18 protein-coding genes, 2 tRNA genes and 2 pseudogenes are annotated in these 19,412 nt (G+C 53.4%); 3 read left to right on the top strand and 19 right to left on the bottom strand.

Annotation, left to right across the window (positions count from 1 at the left end; translation table 11 throughout):
- Positions 1–104: 104 nt before the first annotated feature.
- Together AC0L6S_RS08035 and AC0L6S_RS08040 are read left to right on the top strand one after the other, a co-directional pair.
- A pseudogene (locus tag AC0L6S_RS08035) lies at positions 105–221 on the top strand (ATP-binding protein); the annotation flags it as partial.
- A gap of 425 nt (positions 222–646) precedes the next feature.
- Positions 647–1,339, top strand: a complete 693-nt coding sequence (locus tag AC0L6S_RS08040) for a PEP-CTERM sorting domain-containing protein (protein ID WP_473427910.1) — start codon at positions 647–649, stop codon at positions 1,337–1,339.
- Between the two features lie 217 nt (positions 1,340–1,556).
- Here AC0L6S_RS08040 and AC0L6S_RS08045 read toward each other — a convergent pair.
- The 19 genes and pseudogenes from AC0L6S_RS08045 to uvrB all read right to left on the bottom strand — a co-directional run.
- A pseudogene (locus tag AC0L6S_RS08045) lies at positions 1,557–1,703 on the bottom strand (integrase core domain-containing protein); the annotation flags it as partial.
- Positions 1,704–1,729: 26 nt separating this feature from the next.
- Entirely contained in the window at positions 1,730–2,479 is a 750-nt protein-coding gene (istB, locus tag AC0L6S_RS08050) for an IS21-like element helper ATPase IstB (protein WP_473427908.1), read from the bottom strand.
- The gene (gene istA, locus AC0L6S_RS08055; protein WP_473427909.1) at positions 2,463–3,965 is read right to left on the bottom strand and encodes an IS21 family transposase; all 1,503 of its coding nucleotides are present in this window, start codon (positions 3,963–3,965) and stop codon (positions 2,463–2,465) included. Before istA ends, istB begins: the two co-directional genes overlap by 17 nt.
- Before the next feature lie 948 nt (positions 3,966–4,913).
- Entirely contained in the window at positions 4,914–5,735 is an 822-nt protein-coding gene (locus AC0L6S_RS08060) for a hypothetical protein (RefSeq protein ID WP_473427911.1), read from the bottom strand.
- Complete coding sequence (locus tag AC0L6S_RS08065) at positions 5,719–5,892, bottom strand: hypothetical protein (RefSeq protein ID WP_473427912.1); 174 nt, start codon at positions 5,890–5,892, stop codon at positions 5,719–5,721. The genes AC0L6S_RS08060 and AC0L6S_RS08065 overlap by 17 nt, the downstream gene beginning before the upstream one ends.
- Positions 5,893–6,181: 289 nt before the next feature.
- Complete coding sequence (locus AC0L6S_RS08070) at positions 6,182–6,439, bottom strand: hypothetical protein (RefSeq protein WP_473427913.1); 258 nt, start codon at positions 6,437–6,439, stop codon at positions 6,182–6,184.
- Positions 6,440–6,592: 153 nt separating this feature from the next.
- Positions 6,593–7,078, bottom strand: coding sequence for a hypothetical protein (locus AC0L6S_RS08075; protein WP_473427914.1), 486 nt, complete (start codon positions 7,076–7,078; stop codon positions 6,593–6,595).
- A gap of 180 nt (positions 7,079–7,258) precedes the next feature.
- Positions 7,259–7,678 carry a hypothetical protein gene (locus AC0L6S_RS08080; RefSeq protein WP_473427915.1) on the bottom strand — a complete coding sequence of 140 codons (420 nt, stop codon included), beginning with the start codon at positions 7,676–7,678 and terminating at the stop codon, positions 7,259–7,261.
- 86 nt (positions 7,679–7,764) lie between these two features.
- On the bottom strand, positions 7,765–9,003 hold the full coding sequence (locus AC0L6S_RS08085; RefSeq protein WP_473427916.1) for a tyrosine-type recombinase/integrase: 1,239 nt from the start codon (positions 9,001–9,003) through the stop codon (positions 7,765–7,767).
- Between the two features lie 208 nt (positions 9,004–9,211).
- A tRNA-Pro gene (locus AC0L6S_RS08090) sits at positions 9,212–9,288 on the bottom strand.
- A 69-nt stretch (positions 9,289–9,357) separates the two neighbouring features.
- Positions 9,358–9,723, bottom strand: coding sequence for a MerR family transcriptional regulator (locus tag AC0L6S_RS08095; RefSeq protein WP_473427917.1), 366 nt, complete (start codon positions 9,721–9,723; stop codon positions 9,358–9,360).
- Positions 9,698–10,006, bottom strand: a complete 309-nt coding sequence (gene ihfA / locus AC0L6S_RS08100) for an integration host factor subunit alpha (protein WP_159171652.1) — start codon at positions 10,004–10,006, stop codon at positions 9,698–9,700. The genes AC0L6S_RS08095 and ihfA overlap by 26 nt, the downstream gene beginning before the upstream one ends.
- Before the next feature lie 12 nt (positions 10,007–10,018).
- Positions 10,019–12,394, bottom strand: a complete 2,376-nt coding sequence (gene pheT, locus AC0L6S_RS08105; RefSeq protein ID WP_473427918.1) for a phenylalanine--tRNA ligase subunit beta — start codon at positions 12,392–12,394, stop codon at positions 10,019–10,021.
- A gap of 15 nt (positions 12,395–12,409) precedes the next feature.
- The gene (gene pheS, locus AC0L6S_RS08110; protein WP_473427919.1) at positions 12,410–13,423 is read right to left on the bottom strand and encodes a phenylalanine--tRNA ligase subunit alpha; all 1,014 of its coding nucleotides are present in this window, start codon (positions 13,421–13,423) and stop codon (positions 12,410–12,412) included.
- A 194-nt stretch (positions 13,424–13,617) separates the two neighbouring features.
- Positions 13,618–13,974: a 50S ribosomal protein L20 gene (rplT, locus tag AC0L6S_RS08115; protein ID WP_159171655.1), complete on the bottom strand. Its 357-nt coding sequence runs from the start codon at positions 13,972–13,974 to the stop codon at positions 13,618–13,620.
- Positions 13,975–14,005: 31 nt separating this feature from the next.
- Positions 14,006–14,200, bottom strand: a complete 195-nt coding sequence (gene rpmI, locus AC0L6S_RS08120) for a 50S ribosomal protein L35 (RefSeq protein ID WP_159171656.1) — start codon at positions 14,198–14,200, stop codon at positions 14,006–14,008.
- Between the two features lie 59 nt (positions 14,201–14,259).
- On the bottom strand, positions 14,260–14,814 hold the full coding sequence (infC, locus tag AC0L6S_RS08125; protein WP_473427920.1) for a translation initiation factor IF-3: 555 nt from the start codon (positions 14,812–14,814) through the stop codon (positions 14,260–14,262).
- Positions 14,798–16,723, bottom strand: coding sequence for a threonine--tRNA ligase (gene thrS / locus AC0L6S_RS08130; RefSeq protein WP_473427921.1), 1,926 nt, complete (start codon positions 16,721–16,723; stop codon positions 14,798–14,800). Before thrS ends, infC begins: the two co-directional genes overlap by 17 nt.
- A gap of 341 nt (positions 16,724–17,064) precedes the next feature.
- The gene (gene uvrB, locus AC0L6S_RS08135; protein ID WP_473427922.1) at positions 17,065–19,083 is read right to left on the bottom strand and encodes an excinuclease ABC subunit UvrB; all 2,019 of its coding nucleotides are present in this window, start codon (positions 19,081–19,083) and stop codon (positions 17,065–17,067) included.
- A gap of 156 nt (positions 19,084–19,239) precedes the next feature.
- Here uvrB and AC0L6S_RS08140 point away from each other — a divergent pair.
- Positions 19,240–19,315, top strand: a tRNA-Asn gene (locus AC0L6S_RS08140).
- Positions 19,316–19,412 lie beyond the last annotated feature (97 nt).

Here is a 19,412-nt window from a genome sequence, read left to right on the forward strand (position 1 = left end):
CCAGCCATTGCGCTGGGCTTTGTCGTTTTAGACGGTTACTAAGAAGCTTGCTGCTGTTGAATTAGGGCATCCAGCATCTCGGTTCTACAGTGGGGGAAAGGTCACGACTGACCCATCACTGCCACATCCTGGAGACAGGCAATGACAGCTATCGACTGAAGCACTCAACAACAAATCAGAAGGGAAAAAAGGACAGCAAGAACCAAAAAACTACGCCATAATCTGGCGTTCAGGGTGGGTCAATATTAGATGCAAATCCTGGGGGGGGGTAAGTGCAAATCAACAACCACGCAATTAGCGGTAGTGATGCTAAAGAACGAATTTCAAAAACTACTTTACCTTCGAGAGTAACACTTATACAGCAACAACGAGGTACATTCCGCAATCTAGCCTCGTCTGGCCAGCAACCCATGGCGGAAGTTGCCCACATATAGCAAGAGGGATGCGTTGTGTCAGCTTTTTTTACAGTTTTAGGCATAATCGGATTTTTGCTTTCAAACATCTCACGTGTCATTGCGTCTGTGTAGTCTGGTACAGATCTTGCATCAGTGAATTAATACGCAACGATTGCATTCAAAAAGTGCATATATATTGATTGAACGCGTGTACTTTGCAGTACATTAATCGAACAATTGAGGAGTTGATGATGTTGAAATTTTGGGCAAGTTTGGTCGGACTCTTTAGCCTCTTGCTGTGGTCCGCAAGCGCCTCCGCAGCACTGATTACAATAAACGCAGATTCAATGGGCTGGATAGATCAGTCTGGTAGATCGAATGGCTCCTCTAGCACAAATAACTATCTTGCTGGAAATTGTGGTGTGTTTGCTTGCCTCGGCGGAGAATATCGCAACTTTTTTAATTTTTCCTTACCAGGGTCACTCGGACTTATTTCCTCTGCGCGTCTTATAGTCAATACATCTAATGTAGTTACGCTACAGAGTCCAAGTATTACCTACGCGCTCTTCTCAACCACAAGCACGGCCAAGTTCTCGGATCTTGGAACAGGTGCACAGTACGGATCAAGGGTCTATTTCGACGCGGACGACAACAAAGTACTTGATATTGCCCTTAACAGCATTGCGATCAGCGACATTCTTGCAAATACAGGTTCGGTTTTCACCACCAGTGGCCGGGTTATTTCACCAACGATGTTCGGTGTGACTCAACTCAATCAGTTGGTATATGGATTAAGTGATAAGGGGGGAAGTGCGCAGCTAGAAATTACATTAGCGGATGGGCAAGTTCCTGTCCCTGCGACTCTCGCCCTATGCGGAATTGGTCTCGCAGGTATGGGATGGTCACGGCGCAAGAACACTAAGAGACCTCCATATCAGCGTTGAGATGGTTTATGATCGGAGATTGATGCGGTTTCAATTGGTCTTGCTAGCAGCGGCGTAGAGCGATGGTTATTGTATAGAAGGGCCTACCATCGAGGCTACTTTTTGTTGCCGGGCTGCGCGAGCTACCCAATGTCTGGGGAATACTGCACCTCATGTTCCATGGGAGGCTATTTACTGTGTAATCCCCCCATTTTTAACCGCCAATTTGAGTAGAGGGTTATGCTGCCTGTAGCAGCTGGGCTGGAGGTACCCCTCCGATTGCCGTATTAGGCCGTTCGTTATTGTATTCCCAAAGCCATTGGGTTGCTAACAGCTGGGCATGGGCAACGCTGTTGAACTCATGCAGATCCAACCACTCATGCTGTCAATTGGCGTTTAAAACTGTCCAGTCTAGGCAGCTGATTTAGATGCTTTCTTTCGAGCACCCTGACTTTCTTTGAACCGGTAGGAGTCATTGCCGGTCTCTAGTATTTCGCAATGATGGGTCACCCTATCAAGTAAAGCTGTGGTCATCTTGGCATCCCCAAAGACTTGCACCCATTCACCGAAGTGCAGATTGGTGGTGATGATCAGGCTGGTCTTTTCATAAAGTTGACTGATAAGGTGGAACAGCAGTGCACCGCCGGATTTGGGGAACGGCATGTAACCCAGCTCATCCAGAATGACCACGTCCACCTGCACTAGCCGACGTGCCATTTGACCAGGGTTGCCTGCGGCCTGCTCTTTCACCAGTAGATTGACCAAGTCGACCACATTGAAGAAGCGAACACGCTTGCCCAGATGCACCTGTGCCGTCGCCAACGCGATGCTTAAATGGCTTTTTCCCGTGCCGGTGCCGCCTATCAGAATCAGGTTATGCGCCAGGCCCGTAAAATCGCCCCTGGCGAGGTCATGCAAGTGGTCTTCCTCCAGGGGTGATTCCTTAAAGTCGAAGCCCGCCAGGTCTCTTGGATGGGGGAACCTGGCCGCCTTCATCTGATATTGAAGGCTCCGTACCTGACGATCGGATTGCTCCGCTTGAATGAGCTGCCGCAACGCAGTGTCTAGCGATCCTTTCCGCGGTTTGGACAGGATTTCAGGCAGGGTCTCCGCCATACCGTGCAGTTTAAGTGCTCGCAAATCTTCAACCAGGCTTTGCATGAGAAGCCTCCTTCACCAGACTGTCATAACGGCGGTAATTGGCTTCAGGCAATGCAGAGAGTGGTGGGTAATTGACTGTATTCAGTGGCGCTTCCTGCTGTTGATCTGTCAGTCGGTGCACCCGGTTGATAATGGTTGCCAGCTGACCGGTGCCCTCAGCAAGCGCCATCTCGCAGGCTTTGTTGATCGTATCCAGGTCATGCTGCTGGGCGAGCAGTAGGAGTTCCACAAAGTCCCTGTCGCCTCCAGCTTGCTTGAGATATCGGGAACGAACGCGCTGCATGGCCTGTGGCAACTCCCAATCCTTGAAGGGGGCACCATTGCGTAGCGCTCCCGGCTTGCGCTTCAGGATCGGGACGTAGTGCCAGGGTTCAAAGTAGGATTGATCACGGGCAAAGTGCCTCGTATGTTCCGCCACCATCTCGTGGTCACCGATAAACACCAGCCGAGTCGCATAGGCTCGCAAGGTGATCAGTTTGCTCGCATAACGAGCTGGCACGCTGTAACGATTGCGATCATAGTTCACTAGGCAAGTGCTAGAGACACGCAGAATCTTCTCGCTGTAACCATCGAAGGGTGCCATGGGTGGGCGGCACTCGGCGAGATCCTCCCGGTAGATTTCATCAATTGTCTTATCTTTAAATACAGGGTGTCTGCGTTCGCCCAGGCCATGGCAGCGCATCAGCAGCCAGTCGTTCAGCGCTGCCATATCCTTGAAGCGAGGCTTGGGTGTAAACAGCCACTGACGGATGGAGGATACCTGATTCTCTACCTGCCCTTTCTCCCAGCCAGCAGCCGGTGTGCAAGCAACGGGCTCTATCAAGTAATGGTTCATCATAGATAGGAAGCGAGTATTGAACTCCCGACCTTTACCCACGCCAATAGCCTTCACCATGGTTTTGGGATTGTCGATGATGACCTTGCGGGGAATGCCCTGGAAGAAGGCCAGGGCTCGCATGTGAGCATCGAGCACCATCTCCAGTGTTTCCCTTGGGTAGGCCACCACAAACAGCTTGCGGCTGTAACTGAGCCTAAAATGCGCCACCTTGATCTTCTGGGGCATTCCACCCAGTTCGACTATTTCATGGCTCCAGTCAAACTGATATGCCTCCCCGGGATCAAAGCTCAGGGGGACGTAGGCATCTGAAGGCCTGTCTGGTGCCTGCCGAAATGCCCGTACAAACCGCACCACGCTGTCATAGGCGCCGGCATAACCCTCTCGTTGCAGGTCTTCAAATAGCCGCATGGCTGTGCGCTGTTCGCGCTTGGGCCGGGACAGATCCTGCTCCAGCCAGCGGGTCAGCTGTGCTTCGAAGACTCCTAACCGCGGTCGAGCTCGTGGCTTCTGGAGATAGTATGACGGCGGACCTTCGTCCTTGAGGTATTTGCGAACCGTCGTCCTGGAGAGATGGAAGCGGCGAGCCACTTCACTGATGGATTTACCTTCGACGAGGCAAAGGCGGCGAATCTTGAGCGCTGTTTCCATGCATAACACCTGTCACATACCTCGGATCGTTAAACCCGAGATTGAATCGGACAAGGTGGTCAGTTTTCAACGCCAATCACCCCGCAATTCTGGACAGTTTTGCACGCCAGTTAACAAATTTCGGCAGGCCTAACACCAATGATTAAACAAAAACCCCTGACGGTAAAACTCTGCAAGTAGCGAAGTAACGCGCAGCCTGCCGCCCGAGCGCTGGGTCTAAGCTACTAGAACCTTACCGGGGCGGGTTACCCCGTTTTCAAAGTCTCATACCTAGCGCCCTAGCCCTAATTACAAACTCTCGCTCCCACCGCTCATCCAACTCCACAAACTTGGCATATCCTCGGTCAAAGGTTTTCTGGTGCATACCCTTCTTTCTGCTCCTGCCCCATGCCCCGTCATACTCCTCGAATATCCGCTTTCCAATCTTATCCTTGGCAATCCGAATTTGGTCAAGGTAGTCACTCTTTTGGGTGGTATACAGCAGTCCCGCGCACTTGCGACAGACAAAGTATTTATCTGTGGAGTACAACACCTCGCAGCGTCGACCACAGCCAAGCCCACGGCACTGGAAGTAGTAACGCTGGCCACCGTACCGGCATGGAATCGCAGTCAGCGGGACTTTGAGCCGTATGGACTCCCAATCCTCACCATGCTCCCGCACCCTATAATCCAAGGTAAAGTGGTTGCCGGTAATGGAATACCCCACTGTTCCACTTGTCTCCCCACGACACTCCCAGCTTAAGAAGCCCCGTCGCCCTGAGTACAGCCAACCGTTTTTCCTGATAAAACGTATATCTACCCGCTTCACTTCGCTGGTAGTCGCAGCCCTACTGCACCCATACCGACCACTACCATACCCGCCCATATACACCTCCTGTTTTTGCTAAATCCTTTGGAAAGTCCAACCTCAGCTGTTAGCGCCTGGTGATCGCCAACGTCCAATAAACATCAGTCGCCAAGTGCTTGCCGCCATTGCTCTACAGATTGATCTTGCGGATTAGTAGCACTGGAAGGGGTATCCCTTGTATCCGTGTCCCTTACAACCTTGTTACCGTAGCTAGTTTGTCCCGTAGCTGAAATCAACGCTATGTCTTGTGTAGTATGACTTTGCCCATGATCACTGTCCGGCAATGTTGTCCGGATACTGTCCGGATACTGTCCGGCCTTTGTCCGGCTGCTGTCCGGGAGTACTGAGTTAACAATCCATTCATGGGGCACCGACAACGGCCTCAGCATCCCGGCATCCAGTCGCTCATTTTTAGGCGACCCATAAAACAGCATCCCCCTCAGATTCCCCATGTAATCATGAAATTTGGACAGTCGGTTGGGAAGCGGAACCCCAGTACCTTGCCAAAATCGAACAAAGTGACTCCCCCTCCCCACTCTGAACTGCCCCTTGGGTAGCGGCTTGCCCTTGTTCGGATTGCGTATCCGTTTCAGTGAAGCGTTGAACACTGCATAAGCCGGTTGTCCCTGCACAAGACTCAAAAATTGTAGCGTTACACCGCCCGCTTTGTGCTTTCCGTAATTGCCGGTCGTATAGCTCTCATAAAAATATGCATCGAGACCTACAGCCAAAAGAATTTCCGACAATACTTGATGTGAATTACTTTCCAACCACTCTATCGGAGGAACCGCGCCGCTTACTGGTGTAATGGTAAGCCTGCCACATTCAATCGATACAATATCTCCACGCGATAGAAGCCTTTTAAGAAGCCCATTGCCCGATGCTTCAGGCGCAGAAGATGGGGGCTTACTTTTCGCCCACATAGCTCAGCACCAGCCGTACGTCGCCGCAAATAGTGTCAAAAACTCTCATCGAGGCATCCTGTCGAGATACCCTGTCTCTTGCCTCCTGCTCGCTATCGGCCACCACCTCAATCAATGTGACGACCTCCTCCCGCACCTCAAACCTATAGCACTTCATAAGCTAACCTCGGGAATCGTTTCAGTCGCCTGTAGATGGCCAGTTTGTCCCGATACAGGTATTACAGCGTCTTTCTCGACCAACCCCCTTGCTCTGGTATCGAGTTGCTCTGGAGCTAAGTGATAGCAGTTCAGCAGTCGAGCCGGGATAACAGTAGTAGTTATCGGCCTTACGGGATGTAGAGGGCAGCCCCTTGACACACAACAATCGATTTGTTGTGCAGCAGAACCCGCATCCAAAGGGTCACAGATACATTCACGACAAAAATTATTGATAGCAGACCTCAGGCTCATAACTCACCCCCAAATTTTGCGCTGTCTGTGGTGAGTCGCTCATCAAATTGATCACGCCATGCTTTAAGTGTTTTGCCGCGATAACGCACCACGGTACCCATCTTGATGTACGCAGGAGCTTTCACTCCTGCCAATCGGCCTGTATGTCGTGAGTTGCGCATGGTAGTTGGTTGAAACCCCAGAAAGACACTGGAAACAGCAGTATCGTATATTCCATCATCTTTTATGGTTGGTAGGTCTAAGTCTTGAGTCATTTTGAGTTGCTCCCAGCTGATTACTAGAAATACGCCAAAGTCAGTTGGCGTCCTAGGGGATCATGGAAACAAACGAATTTCGGTAAGGTATATACCGGGAAATTAAAAAAGCGGTTAGGATATTGGAGTTATTCGTCTAATCGCTATCCACCTTTAGACTCCCGCCAATAGGAGGCTTGGTTTGCGTCTAAAAGCAATCGAAATCCATAGCAGCGTATCGACTCCCATCTCTAGGTTTTCATTATTTCCGTCATCAGCGCTGTCTGGAATGTACAACTCGATTAACTCTCGTCTATAACTGTAATACGCTGCCTTCAAAGCTCGCCAGTTTTTCCGACCGTAGTTCTTCTCACGGAAAAGAGCTTGTGCGGCCCTGTCGCTACCAAGCCCATCAAATCTCAATTTTTCTTGCATATCTAGAAACAGATTTTCCTTTTCAGAGCTATTTTTTTTGGGAGGGCGGCCAGCCTTTCCCTTCTGCGGGATATTTCGTTGAATAAATTTCCACAATTCAAGAATCGCTGTTATGTAATCAGATTCCGAAGGAGCAGCATATGGCTTCTCTAAAAACGCTCGAAACGTAAGCTCCAATATTCGACTTGAATAATCGTCTAGTTCAGAATTGGACTTGATTTCCATAGCACCCCCTAAATGCTGCCCTTATATTTAGAGCAGCGCCAGGCCGTTAAGGGGACGGCTTTTCGCGGGCCATGCTAGGCGCTGCAATCTCGGTTCTATCTAGCAAATTCAATTATCATGTGTGACTTAAAATGTCGCCTCGAATGACCTCCAGTTTATTCTTTAATAGTCAGAACAAATTTAGGTTCTAGCCTCATGATTGTCTGAAGTGCTTGGCGTAGATTTGTTAAAATCTGGAATCTCCTTCCCTTCAATACCGCAATTCTTGTCTCGCGCAAGTATCAGAAGGTGGTTGTATCTCTGGCGATAGGCGTTTACTTCTTGTTGCTCAGCTTGGCTGAGATCCATGAAAAACAAGGGAACGATTAAGAAAAAACCCGTTACGCCAAGGGCAACATTCTTACCGGTCTTTTCTGTTTGTGGCACTAAGCGAGAAATTTCTCCTTGTATAAACACCATCTCTTGCTCAAGTGCTGCACACGACTTATTAGAATCTCCGTACTGCTGAACCATTACCGGGTTAGCTGCCCTCCCTGCACAACCAACCAATATCGAAATTATGACAACCGCAGTAAGACTCTTTCCAATATTTCCTGTCACTGAATACACCCTTCCATGATATTGATTATTGTTGTGCACTTCTGGTGCCAAGATACATCCCATGCTCAAAAAGGCAATGTATCTCTCTACGCTCCGCCGCGTGTTCCAAAAGTAGCAGTTACCACGTTACCAGCTTGCGTCTGGGCTTTTAGGTTATCGAGGTAATCAGCCCATCCCTGCATCATTGCTTTGCGCTGGGATAGGTGCGCAGTCCTGTTATATGCCCTACCGTTGGCATCTCTCACCGCATGGGCCAGTTGGTGTTCAATATATTCTACTCGGTAATTCAACACCTCATCCAGAATGGTACGGGCCATTGCGCGGAAACCGTGAGGTGTCATGGTATCGTTCTCATAGCCCATCGTGCGTAATGCAACCCTTACGCCGTTTTCGCTCAGGCAGCGGCTAGCACCTCTTGCGCTGGGGAATACATACTTCCCCCGCCCTGTTAAACGGTGCTGTGCTTTCAGAATATCCATCGCTTGGCTGCAAAGCGGCACAATATGCGGCTGGCGCATCTTCATCTTACCAGCAGGTAGTTCCCACTGTTCAACCTCCCAATTGATTTCTGCCCACTCCATGCCCCGAATCTCGCCGGGGCGCTGAAATAACAGGGGGGACAATTGCAGTGCTGCTTTAACCGTGGGGGTACCTTGGAATGACTCAATCGCCAATAGTAGTCTGCCGACTTCTGCCGGTTCAGTAATTGCGGCATGGTGCTTTTTCGTTTTGGACTTTAGTGCCCCTTTCAGGTCGGCGCTGGGATCACGCTCTGCCCTGCCAGTCGCCACCGCATATCGGAACACCTGACCCGCCGTTTGCTTGGCTCTATGAGCCATATCTACGGCCCCACGCGCTTCTACCTTGCGCAGTGCCATCAATAGCTCTGGCGCTGATATCTGGCTTATAGGGCGGTTGCCCAGAGGTGGGTACAAGTCATTTTTCAGCAGACGCTTAGTCCGGTCTCGATAGCTATCAGACTTGTCCTGTAATTTGTTCTCGTACCACTCAATTGCCACCGCCTCGAAACTATCAGCATTGGCAATGTCTCTCGTGATCCGCTCCACCCTGCGGGCCTCGCTAGGGTCAATCTGCTTTGCAAGTAACTGCCTTGCCTCCTGTTTACGACTGCGAGCCTCTTGTAGCGATACACAGGGGTAGACACCCAATGCGAGAGCTTTCTCTTTACCGCCAAAGCGGTACTTAAGTCGCCAGTATTTACTGCCCGTTGCCTGAACCAATAGATACATACCCTCGCCGTCGGATAGCTTGTATGGCTTGGCGGCTGGTTTCGCTTGCTTAACCTGTGTCGCGGTGAGTTTCATATGTACCCCCTGAATACTGGCTGTGCTGGCCGTATTGGGGGTATTAGACGTGCGGATATCCAATCTACCCCCATTTGTGCCCCCGCTATTGGGGGTATACTGGCATACACCGAGTGACACTGGCAAACAGGGCAGACACAAAAAAGCCGCATGGGTAGCGGCTTTCAGGAGTATTTAGTGCTTCGAGTTATGCTGGATTACTATGATTTGGTCGGGACGGCAGGATTTGAACCTACGACCACCACACCCCCAGTGTGGTGCGCTACCAGACTGCGCTACGCCCCGAGATCGGCCGTACTTTGAGCAAGTGCGGCGAGGGCGGCATTATACTCAATACGGCGTTTGATACAAAGGCTATTTGGAGGGAGAAAGCACCTTTAGTACGTCTTCCAGTTCCTTGATGGTTTCCTTGATGACTGCCATCAGGTCGGTGGAGTCCATCGTCTTGCCATTCTCGTCCGTCATGCGCTGGCGGGCACCGCCAATGGTGTAGCCTTGGTCGTAAAGCAGACCGCGTATCTGCCTGATAGTGAGCACGTCACCGCGCTGGTAGTAGCGGCGATTGCCTCGGCGCTTGACAGGTTTCAGTTGCGGGAATTCCTGCTCCCAGTAACGCAGAACGTGAGGTTTAACCGCGCAAAGTTCGCTTACTTCACCAATCGTGAAATAACGCTTTCCGGGGATGGCGGGCAATTCATTGTTGTGTGTCGGTTCCAGCATAGGCTTCTACTCGCGCTTTTAGCTTTTGCCCAGGCCTGAAGGTAACCACCCTGCGGGCTGAGATTGGTATCTCTTCGCCCGTCTTGGGGTTGCGGCCGGGACGCTGGCTTTTATCGCGCAAATCAAAGTTGCCAAACCCCGACAACTTCACTTGCTCGTTGTTTTCGAGGCAACCGCGAATTTCCTCGAAAAACAATTCGACAATTTCCTTGGCCTCCCGTTTGTTGAGCCCCAACTCTTCAAATAGGCGTTCTGCCATTTCCGATTTCGTCAGAGCTACCATCGTCCTTTCTACCTAGTTCCTAAGCTCAGCATTATAATTTTTTTCCAGTAGATCAATAACTTGACCCACGGATTGATTGACTACTTCCTCGTCAAGAGTGCGTGAATGATCGCGGAAAGTCAAACCCAGAGCAAGGCTTTTTCGTTTAGGATCAATGCCTTTGCCCGTATAGACATCAAAAAGCCTTAAGTCTGTGAGGTAAGTCCCACTTACGGATCTTACATCATCCATCAAACGTGCCGCGGGGACCGACTTGTCGACAACTACCGCCAAATCCCGGCGAACTTCGGGGAACTTGGACAGTTCGTTGAACTTTGGACGTTCTCCTTCCAGCAGCGCTGCCAGGTCAACCTCACACAGGTATACCGGCACACTGATACCCAATTGGGCTGCAGCACTCGGATGTAGCGCTCCTAGAGTCCCTACGGGCTGCCCCTTTCGGGTTATCCGGGCAGTCTGCCCGGGATGCAGCGCCGATCGCGCGCTGGCTTCGAAGGCAAAACTATCCTGCATGCGTGTCAGGTCAAGCAGGCTCTCCAAATCGCCCTTCAGGTCGTACAGGTCCACTTTCTCGCCGGATGTCGCCCAGGACTCCTCTAAACGGTCTCCTGCGCACACCATGGCCAACGTAGGCACCTGCTGCAGGCCATCATCACCCGGCACGAATCGTAAACCCGTTTCGTACAGCCGGACTCGCGGTTGCTGCCTGTTCACATTGTGCAGCACAGCACCCATCAGCCCGGGCAGCAGGCTGGTCCGCATCACCGCCATTTCTGCTGAAATAGGGTTTTTTAGCGCTACCGGTACGAGTTCCGGATCGAACAGCTGTTGCAGTGCGGGGTCGACAAAACTGTAGGTGATCGCCTCGCGGTAGCCACGCGCGCCGAGATGGCGGCGCAGATAGCGGATGGACAGGTCTGTCTCGGGCTTCGCCTGTACCTGCAGATCAGCGTGAATACGGCTCACCGGCAACTGGTTGTAGCCGTACACCCGCGCCAGCTCTTCCAGCAGATCGACTTCGTAGGCGATATCAAAGCGCCAGCTTGGGATGCCGCAGGTCCAGCCCTCGTCTGTCGCGGTAACTTCGAGGCCCAGCCCGCGCAATATGCGCTCCACATCCTCGCTGGCCAGCTCAAACCCCAACACCTTCTGAATGCGCGCCGAGCGCAGGATGACATCCGGGCGCGCCGGCAAATCGGCGGTCGACTCCACTTCCTGAATCGGGCCGGCTTCACCGCCGACAATTTCCACCAACAACTGCGTCGCGCGCTCCATGGCCTCTATCTGCAACTGGAAATCCACGCCGCGCTCGAAGCGGTGTGAGGACTCGGTGTGCAGGCCATAGGACCGCGCTTTGCCAGCCAGTAGATTCGGCGCGAAGAAAGCGGCCTCCAGCATAATATCCGATGTGGTATCACTCACCGCCGAGGCCTTGCCACCCATAATACCCGCCAGCGCCAACGGCCCGCTTTCATCTGCTATCAGCAGCGTATCCGGGCGCACTTCAATCGTCTGTCCATCAAGCAGTTCCAGCGACTCGCCCTGCCCCGCCTTGCGCACAATAATGCCACCGTGCAACTTCGCCAGGTCGAACGCGTGCATCGGTTGACCCAGTTCCAGCAGCAGATAATTGGTGACATCCACTACCGCATCAATGGCGCGGATACCGCAGCGGCGCAGTTTTTCCTGCAGCCACAGCGGGCTGGGGCGGGAGATATCGATCCCCTTGATTATACGCCCCACGTAACGCGGACAATAATCACCGGCCTGAACATTGACCGAAGGCGTATCGTCAATGGACTCTGTTACCCGTGTATAGCTCGGCGCATTGGTGCCCAGCCGATTGAGCAGGCCCACCTCGCGCGCTATCCCCACCACACCGAGACAATCGGCACGGTTGGGCGTAATACTGATATCGATAACCTTGTCATCGAGATCCAGATACTCGCGCAGATCGGCGCCAACCGGCGCATCGGTCGCCAGTTCCATCAGGCCGTCGGACGCGTCCGACAAGCCCAGCTCCTGCTCTGCACAGAGCATGCCCTGTGATTCCACGCCGCGCAGTTTCGCGCGCTTGATTCTAAAATCACCCGGCAGTACCGCACCAACACAGGCCAACGGTGCTTTCAGGCCGGCACGCGCATTGGGTGCACCGCAGACGATCTGCACCGTGTCAGCCCCGGTATTCACCTGGCAGACACGCAGTTTGTCGGCGTCGGGATGCGGCTCAGCGCTGACGATTTCGGCAACCACTACACCACTGAACTCGGCCGCGACCGGATCAATCGCATCCACTTCCAGGCCCGCCATAGTGATCTGGTGTGCCAGTTCCTCGGTGTTAAGCGCAGGAGAGACCCATTCGCGCAACCATTGTTCGCTGATTTTCACTGTCTATCTCTCCCGTTAAAACTGTTCTAGAAAACGCAGGTCATTGTCGAAGAACAGGCGCAGATCGTTCACGCCGTAACGCAACATGGCCAGCCGCTCCACGCCCATACCAAAGGCGAAACCTGAATACTTCTCGGCGTCGATGCCCGACATTTCCAATACTCTGGGGTGCACCATGCCGCAGCCGAGAATCTCGATCCAACCTGTCTGGCTGCAGACACGGCAGCCCTCGCCACCGCAGTTGACGCACTGGATATCCACTTCTGCAGAGGGCTCTGTGAACGGGAAGTAAGACGGCCGGAAGCGCACCGCCAGTTCGCGCTCAAAAAAGACGCGCAGAAAGTCTTCAATCAGGCCTTTCAGGTCGGCAAAGCTGGAGTGTTCGTCTATCAGAAGCCCCTCCACCTGATGAAACATCGGGCTGTGTGTCAAATCGGAATCACAACGATACACCCGCCCCGGGCAGATAATGCGCAGCGGCGGTTGCTGGCTTTCCATCACCCGCACCTGAACTGGCGATGTGTGTGTGCGCAATACCGTGTGTTCATCGACATAGAAGGTATCGTGCATCGCGCGCGCCGGGTGATGGGCCGGAATATTGAGCGCTTCGAAGTTGTGATAATCGTCCTCGACCTCAGGGCCCTCCACCACATCAAAACCAATGCCCGCGAAAAAATCTTCCATGCGTTCAATAGTGCGCGTCACCGGATGCACCCCCCCGGTGGTCTGACCGCGCCCTGGCAGTGTGACGTCCAAGGTTTCCTGCGTCAGTTTCGCCTCTACCGCCGCACTTTCAAGTGCAGATTTACGCGCCGAAATGAGATCCTGCAGTTCCTGCTTGACGACATTGATCAGTGCGCCGGCCTTGGGGCGTTCCTCGGCAGACAGCTTGCCCAGACCTTTCAACAGGCCGGTGAGTTGCCCCTTTTTACCGAGATAATCGACCCGCAATTGTTCCAGCGCAGCGCTATCTGTCGCTGCGCTGATTGCGGCTTTCGCTTCATTCGCGAGTGGTTCGAGGTTTTCCATTTACGCGTTCTCTGAATTGGGCGGAAACTGGCGAGGTACACAACGGATAGATCCTTGCCCTGCCGGGAATAAACCCTGCTATAAGCAGATTCCGTTTGCCCTGTGTTTTCCAATAAAAAAGGGAAAGAGCGCAGCCCTTTCCCTTTATGTCTTACATGCAGCCAGCGAACCGCAGAAATGCGGTGAGGGTGGGCTTAGGCCAACGAGGCCTTCGCTTGCTCCACGATCGCTGCAAAAGCCTGCTTGTCGTGTATGGCCAGATCAGCCAATACGCGGCGATCCAGGCCGATTTCTGCTTTTTTCAAGCCATTGATCAAACGGCTGTAGCTCAAACCATTGGCACGAGACTGGGCGTTGATACGGGTAATCCACAGCGCGCGAAACTGGCGCTTGCGCTGACGACGGTCACGGTACGCATACTGTCCCGCTTTGGTAACAGCCTGCTTGGCAACACGGAAAATACGGCTGCGAGCACCGTAATAACCCTTGGCTTGCTTCAATATCTTTTTGTGGCGACGATGGGCCACAACACCACGTTTTACGCGAGGCATAAGTCTTCTCCTTAATTATCCAATGAGCCGATTACTTGGCACGCATCATACGATCAATAAGAACTTCGTCGCTCTTATGGATCATGGAGGTACCGCGCAGCTGACGCTTACGCTTGGTCGTCATCTTGGTCAGGATGTGACTTTTATGGGCGCTTTTACGCTTGTATCCGCCGGCAGTTTTCTTGAACCGCTTGGCAGCCCCGCTGTGAATTTTTGCTTTAGGCATAATCAAATACTCCGCATTTGAATGTTGATAATTAAAGAACCTAGGGCATTCACAGGCCGCTAGTTCTTCTTCTTTGGAGCGATAACCATAGTCAGTTGTCGGCCTTCCATTTTCGGAAATTGCTCGACTGAGCCCAACTCGGCCAGATCAGCTTCTACTCGTTTGAGTAGCTCCATGCCAATTTCCTGGTGAGCCATTTCACGTCCGCGATAGCGCAGCGTGACTTTGGCCTTATCGCCATTTTCAAGGAAACGCGTCAGGTTGCGTAGTTTTACCTGGTAGTCTCCTTCCTCCGTCCCTGGACGAAACTTCATTTCTTTAACTTGCGTACGCTTCTGCTTCTTCTTCTGCAGAGACTTTTGCTTCTTGATCTCGAAGACATATTTACCGTAGTCCATCAACTTACAAACTGCGGGGTCGGAATCGGCAATGAGCACCAGATCCATGGTTGCGGCCTCTGCCGCTGCCAATGCCTCTTTCAGGGAGACAATGCCTACCTGCTCACCCTCTGCACCAACCAATCGTACGGGGTCTGCCGTAATCTGGTCGTTGATGATCGCCTTTTTACTGGCTCCCTTGCTACTGTCTTTCTTAATACTAATTCTCCAATACAATACGGCCGCGACATGCAACGTCGTCTGTGAGGCGCGCGATAAACGCGTCGAGATCCATGGATCCCAGATCCTCACCGCGACGGGCACGCACGGCCACAGTCTGTGATTCTACTTCTTTATCTCCTACCACGAGCAGGTAGGGAACCTTCAGAATCGTGTGCTCGCGGATTTTAAAGCCGATTTTCTCATTTCTCAAGTCCGAAGTGACCCGAAAACCGTTGTTTCTCAGGGTATCTTCCACAAATTGTGCATATTCGGACTGTTTATCCGTAATATTGAGTACCACGGCCTGCGTCGGCGCCAGCCATGCGGGAAACACTCCTTCATAATGCTCGATCAGAATACCGATAAATCGCTCGAAGGAACCGAGTATTGCGCGGTGCAGCATCACCGGTACCTGGCGGCTGCCATCCTCTGCCACATACTGCGCGTCGAGGCGTCCAGGCATGGAAAAATCCACCTGAATAGTGCCCAGCTGCCACACACGGCCGATACAGTCTTTCAGCGAAAACTCGATTTTCGGGCCGTAGAATGCACCCTCCCCCGGCAGTTCCTGCCACGGCAGACCCTGCGCATCGAGCGCATCGGCCAGCGCCTTCTCGGCGCGGTCCCAGTCGGCATCCGAACCCACGCGCTGCTCCGGCCGGGTGGACAGGCGGTAGATCACCTCGCTGAAGCCGAAATCCTCATACACGGCATGCAAGAAGTCGATAAAGGTGGAGACCTCGGACTGAATCTGTTCCTCGGTACAAAAGATATGGGCATCGTCCTGCACAAACCCGCGTACCCGCATGATGCCGTGCAGGGAACCTGAGGGCTCATTGCGGTGGCATGAGCCGAACTCCGCCAGACGCAGCGGCAGATCGCGATAGGACTTGAGGCCCTGATTGTATACCTGCACATGGCAGGGGCAATTCATCGGCTTTACCGCAAAGTGCCTGTCTTCCGACTGCAGCATGAACATATCATCGCCGAATTTGTCAGCATGGCCGGATTTCTCCCACAGCGAGAGATCCACCAGCTGCGGTGTCTTGATCTCCTGATAGCCATTATTGCGTTGTGCGTCACGCATGTACTGCTCGATGGTCTGGTAGATGCTCCAGCCGGCCGGGTGCCAGAACACCATGCCGGGTGCTTCTTCCTGTGTGTGGAAGAGGTTCAGCTTTCTGGCGATTTTGCGGTGATCGCGCTTCTCCGCTTCGGCTATACGGTTCAGGTATTGCTTCAGCTGTTTCTTGTTGGCCCAGGCGGTGCCGTATATGCGCTGCAACATCTCGTTGCTGGAATCACCACGCCAGTAGGCGCCAGCCACCTTGGTCAGCTTGAACGCTTTCAATTTACCGGTGCTGGGTACATGGGGGCCGCGACACAGATCACCCCAGGCACCCTGGGTATAGATGGAGATCTCTTCGCCTTCCGGCAGCTCCTCTATGATCTGTACCTTGTAGTTCTCGCCCATATTGCGAAACTGCTCGATGGCCTGCTCGCGGCTCATAACAACCCGATGAACCGGCAAATCCTGGGCAGCCAACTCCTCCATTCGCTGCTCGATTTTCTCAAGGTCTTCGGGTGTGAAATTGTGGCCGGTGGCAAAATCGTAAAAAAAGCCGTCTTCAATCACCGGACCTATCGTGACCTGCACACCGGGATACAACTCCTGGGTCGCCATGGCCAACAGGTGGGCGGTGGAGTGACGGATAATTTCCAGCCCGGCATCATCCCGGTCGGTGATGATCGCCAGTGCAGCATCGTGTTCAATCACATGGGAGGTATCAACTTCGCGGCCATCCACCACGCCACCGAGGGCAGCCTTGGCAAGGCCGGCACCAATATCGGCTGCGATATCGTGTACGGACAGGGGTTGGTCGAAAGTACGCTGGCTGCCGTCAGGCAGAGTAATAACAGGCATGTGCAATCCTTCTGTCAGTGGTGACCCCTACTAAAGGCCACATGAAGTAAGTCAGTCCGAATGCTGGGTCGCTCAAACAACACCGCAACCCCCAAAACGGGAGCGGCATGATGCCTGATTCAGGCAGAAATTGCCAGCAGAGGGCTGTTGACGTGATGGCTAAGTTTAAAGTCGCAGGGATTGCCGAGGATTTAAATCCAGTTGGCATTGGCGGGGCGTCTGGCGACAGGACGTCGCCAGCCGAGCCTGTAAATGGATGTACGCTTTTTGGCGTCCCCGCCAATGCCAACTGGCTTTAAATCCGTGCGTGCGGCACTTTCAAACTGATCCACTACCGCTGCTTAGCCCACGAACGCGAGCTGCTTGATTTCAGCGACCTGATCGCGCAGGGCAGCGGCCTCCTCAAACTCCAGGTTCTTCGCGTGCTCCTGCATTTGCGCTTCGAGTTGTTTGAGCTTACGCGACAGGGCCGCCGGCGTGAGTTTGGCGATATCCTCCGCATAGGCCGCCCTTGTCTCGGCCACTTTCTGGGCTTTGGTTCTGCCCTTGGTCGGCATGCGCCTGGCGCCTTCCATAATGTCCTGCACCGATTTCTCAACACCGATGGGAACGATATTGTGCGCTTTGTTATGGGCCAGCTGTTTCTCCCGGCGCCGGTCAGTCTCAGCCATTGCCCGCTCCATCGAGCCGGTCACCTTGTCGGCGTAGAGTATTGCCCGGCCATTGAGGTGGCGCGCTGCGCGGCCCATGGTCTGTATCAGCGAGCGCTCGGAGCGCAGAAAGCCCTCTTTATCGGCGTCGAGGATAGCCACCAGCGACACCTCCGGCATATCCAGACCCTCGCGCAACAGGTTAATACCCACCAGTACATCGAACACACCCAGACGCAGGTCACGGATGATCTCCACGCGCTCCACCGTATCGATATCGGAATGCAGATAGCGCACGCGCACTTTGTGCTCGCTGAGGTAATCGGTAAGATCTTCAGCCATACGCTTGGTCAGCGTGGTCACCAACACCCGCTCACCACACTCCACCACTGTGTTTATTTCGCCGAGCAGGTCATCCACCTGCGTGGTAGCCGGGCGCACTTCCACCGGTGGATCAATAAGCCCGGTCGGGCGCACTACCTGCTCCACTGTGCGGCCCGATTTTTCCGCTTCGTACGGGCCGGGAGTCGCCGAGACAAACACACGCTGCGTGGCCAGGCGCTCCCACTCCTCAAATCGCAGCGGACGGTTATCGAGCGCTGAGGGCAGACGGAAGCCATACTCGACCAGGGTTTCCTTACGTGAGCGATCGCCTTTATACATAGCACCGACCTGCGGGATACTGACATGGGATTCATCCACGATGACCAATGCATTGTCAGGCAGGTATTCAAACAGCGTCGGCGGCGGTGCGCCCGGCGCTCGGCCGGACAGGTAGCGTGAGTAGTTTTCAATCCCGTTGCAATAGCCCAGCTCCCGGATCATCTCCATATCATAGCGGGTGCGCTGCTCCAGACGCTGCGCCTCGACCAGTTTGTCGTTCTCGCGCAACTGCTTGAGTCGATCCGTCAACTCTTCCTCAATCTGTACCACCGCGTCCAGCAGGACTTCGCGCGGTGTGACGTAGTGGCTCTTGGGGTAAATCGTGACGCGCGGCACCTTGCTCTCCACCACGCCTGTGAGCGGGTCGAACCAGCAGATATTGTCGATCTCCTCGTCGAACAGTTCGATGCGAACCGCATCCTTCTCCGAGTCAGCAGGGAATATATCGATCACATCACCGCGTACACGATAGGTGCCACGGCGGAAATCGACGTCATTGCGGGTGTACTGTAAATCAGCAAGCTGTCGCAGGATCTCGCGTTGATTGACGATCTCGCCGCGCGACAAGTGAATCAGCATTTTGAAGTAAGACTTGGGATCACCGAGGCCGTAGATGGCAGAGACGGTGGCCACCACAAGGCAATCGCTGCGCTCCATCAGGGCCTTGGTCGCAGACAGGCGCATCTGCTCGATGTGCTCATTCACCGAGGCATCCTTCTCTATAAAGGTATCCGATGACGGCACATAGGCCTCGGGCTGATAGTAGTCGTAATAGGAAACGAAGTATTCCACCGCGTTGTTGGGGAAAAACTCCTTGAACTCGCCATAGAGCTGTGCCGCCAGCGTCTTGTTGTGTGCCATCACGATGGTCGGGCGCTGCAGCTGCTCCACCACATGGGCCATGGTGAAGGTCTTACCCGAGCCGGTAACGCCGAGCAGCGTCTGGGCCGCGAGCCCCGCTTTTGCCCCTTCTACCAGCTGGCGAATAGCCTCCGGCTGGTCACCGGCCGGCTGGAAAGAGGACTCCACCTTAAAACGCCTGGACACTGATTCCGCCCCCTGAGCAATAAAAAAATAGCCGTGTATTATCGTCTACATAGGGTTGAAATGCAGCCTGTAATCACAGCCTGCGTTAAATCACTAAATAGCGGTTGACCGACGAGCAGTCCATCATTAATATACGCGACCTTCGGTTAACGCCATTCCGCCTTAGCTCAGTTGGTAGAGCAAATGACTGTTAATCATTGGGTCGCTGGTTCGAGCCCAGCAGGCGGAGCCATATAACGAAGGGGCTGCAGAAATGCAGCCCCTTTTTTATTTCTCCCGAGCCACACAATAGCCACTCCGCGACAAACCGCGTTCGATAAATGCCAGCA

The sequence above is a fragment of the Halioglobus sp. D3-4 genome (assembly GCF_055809315.1).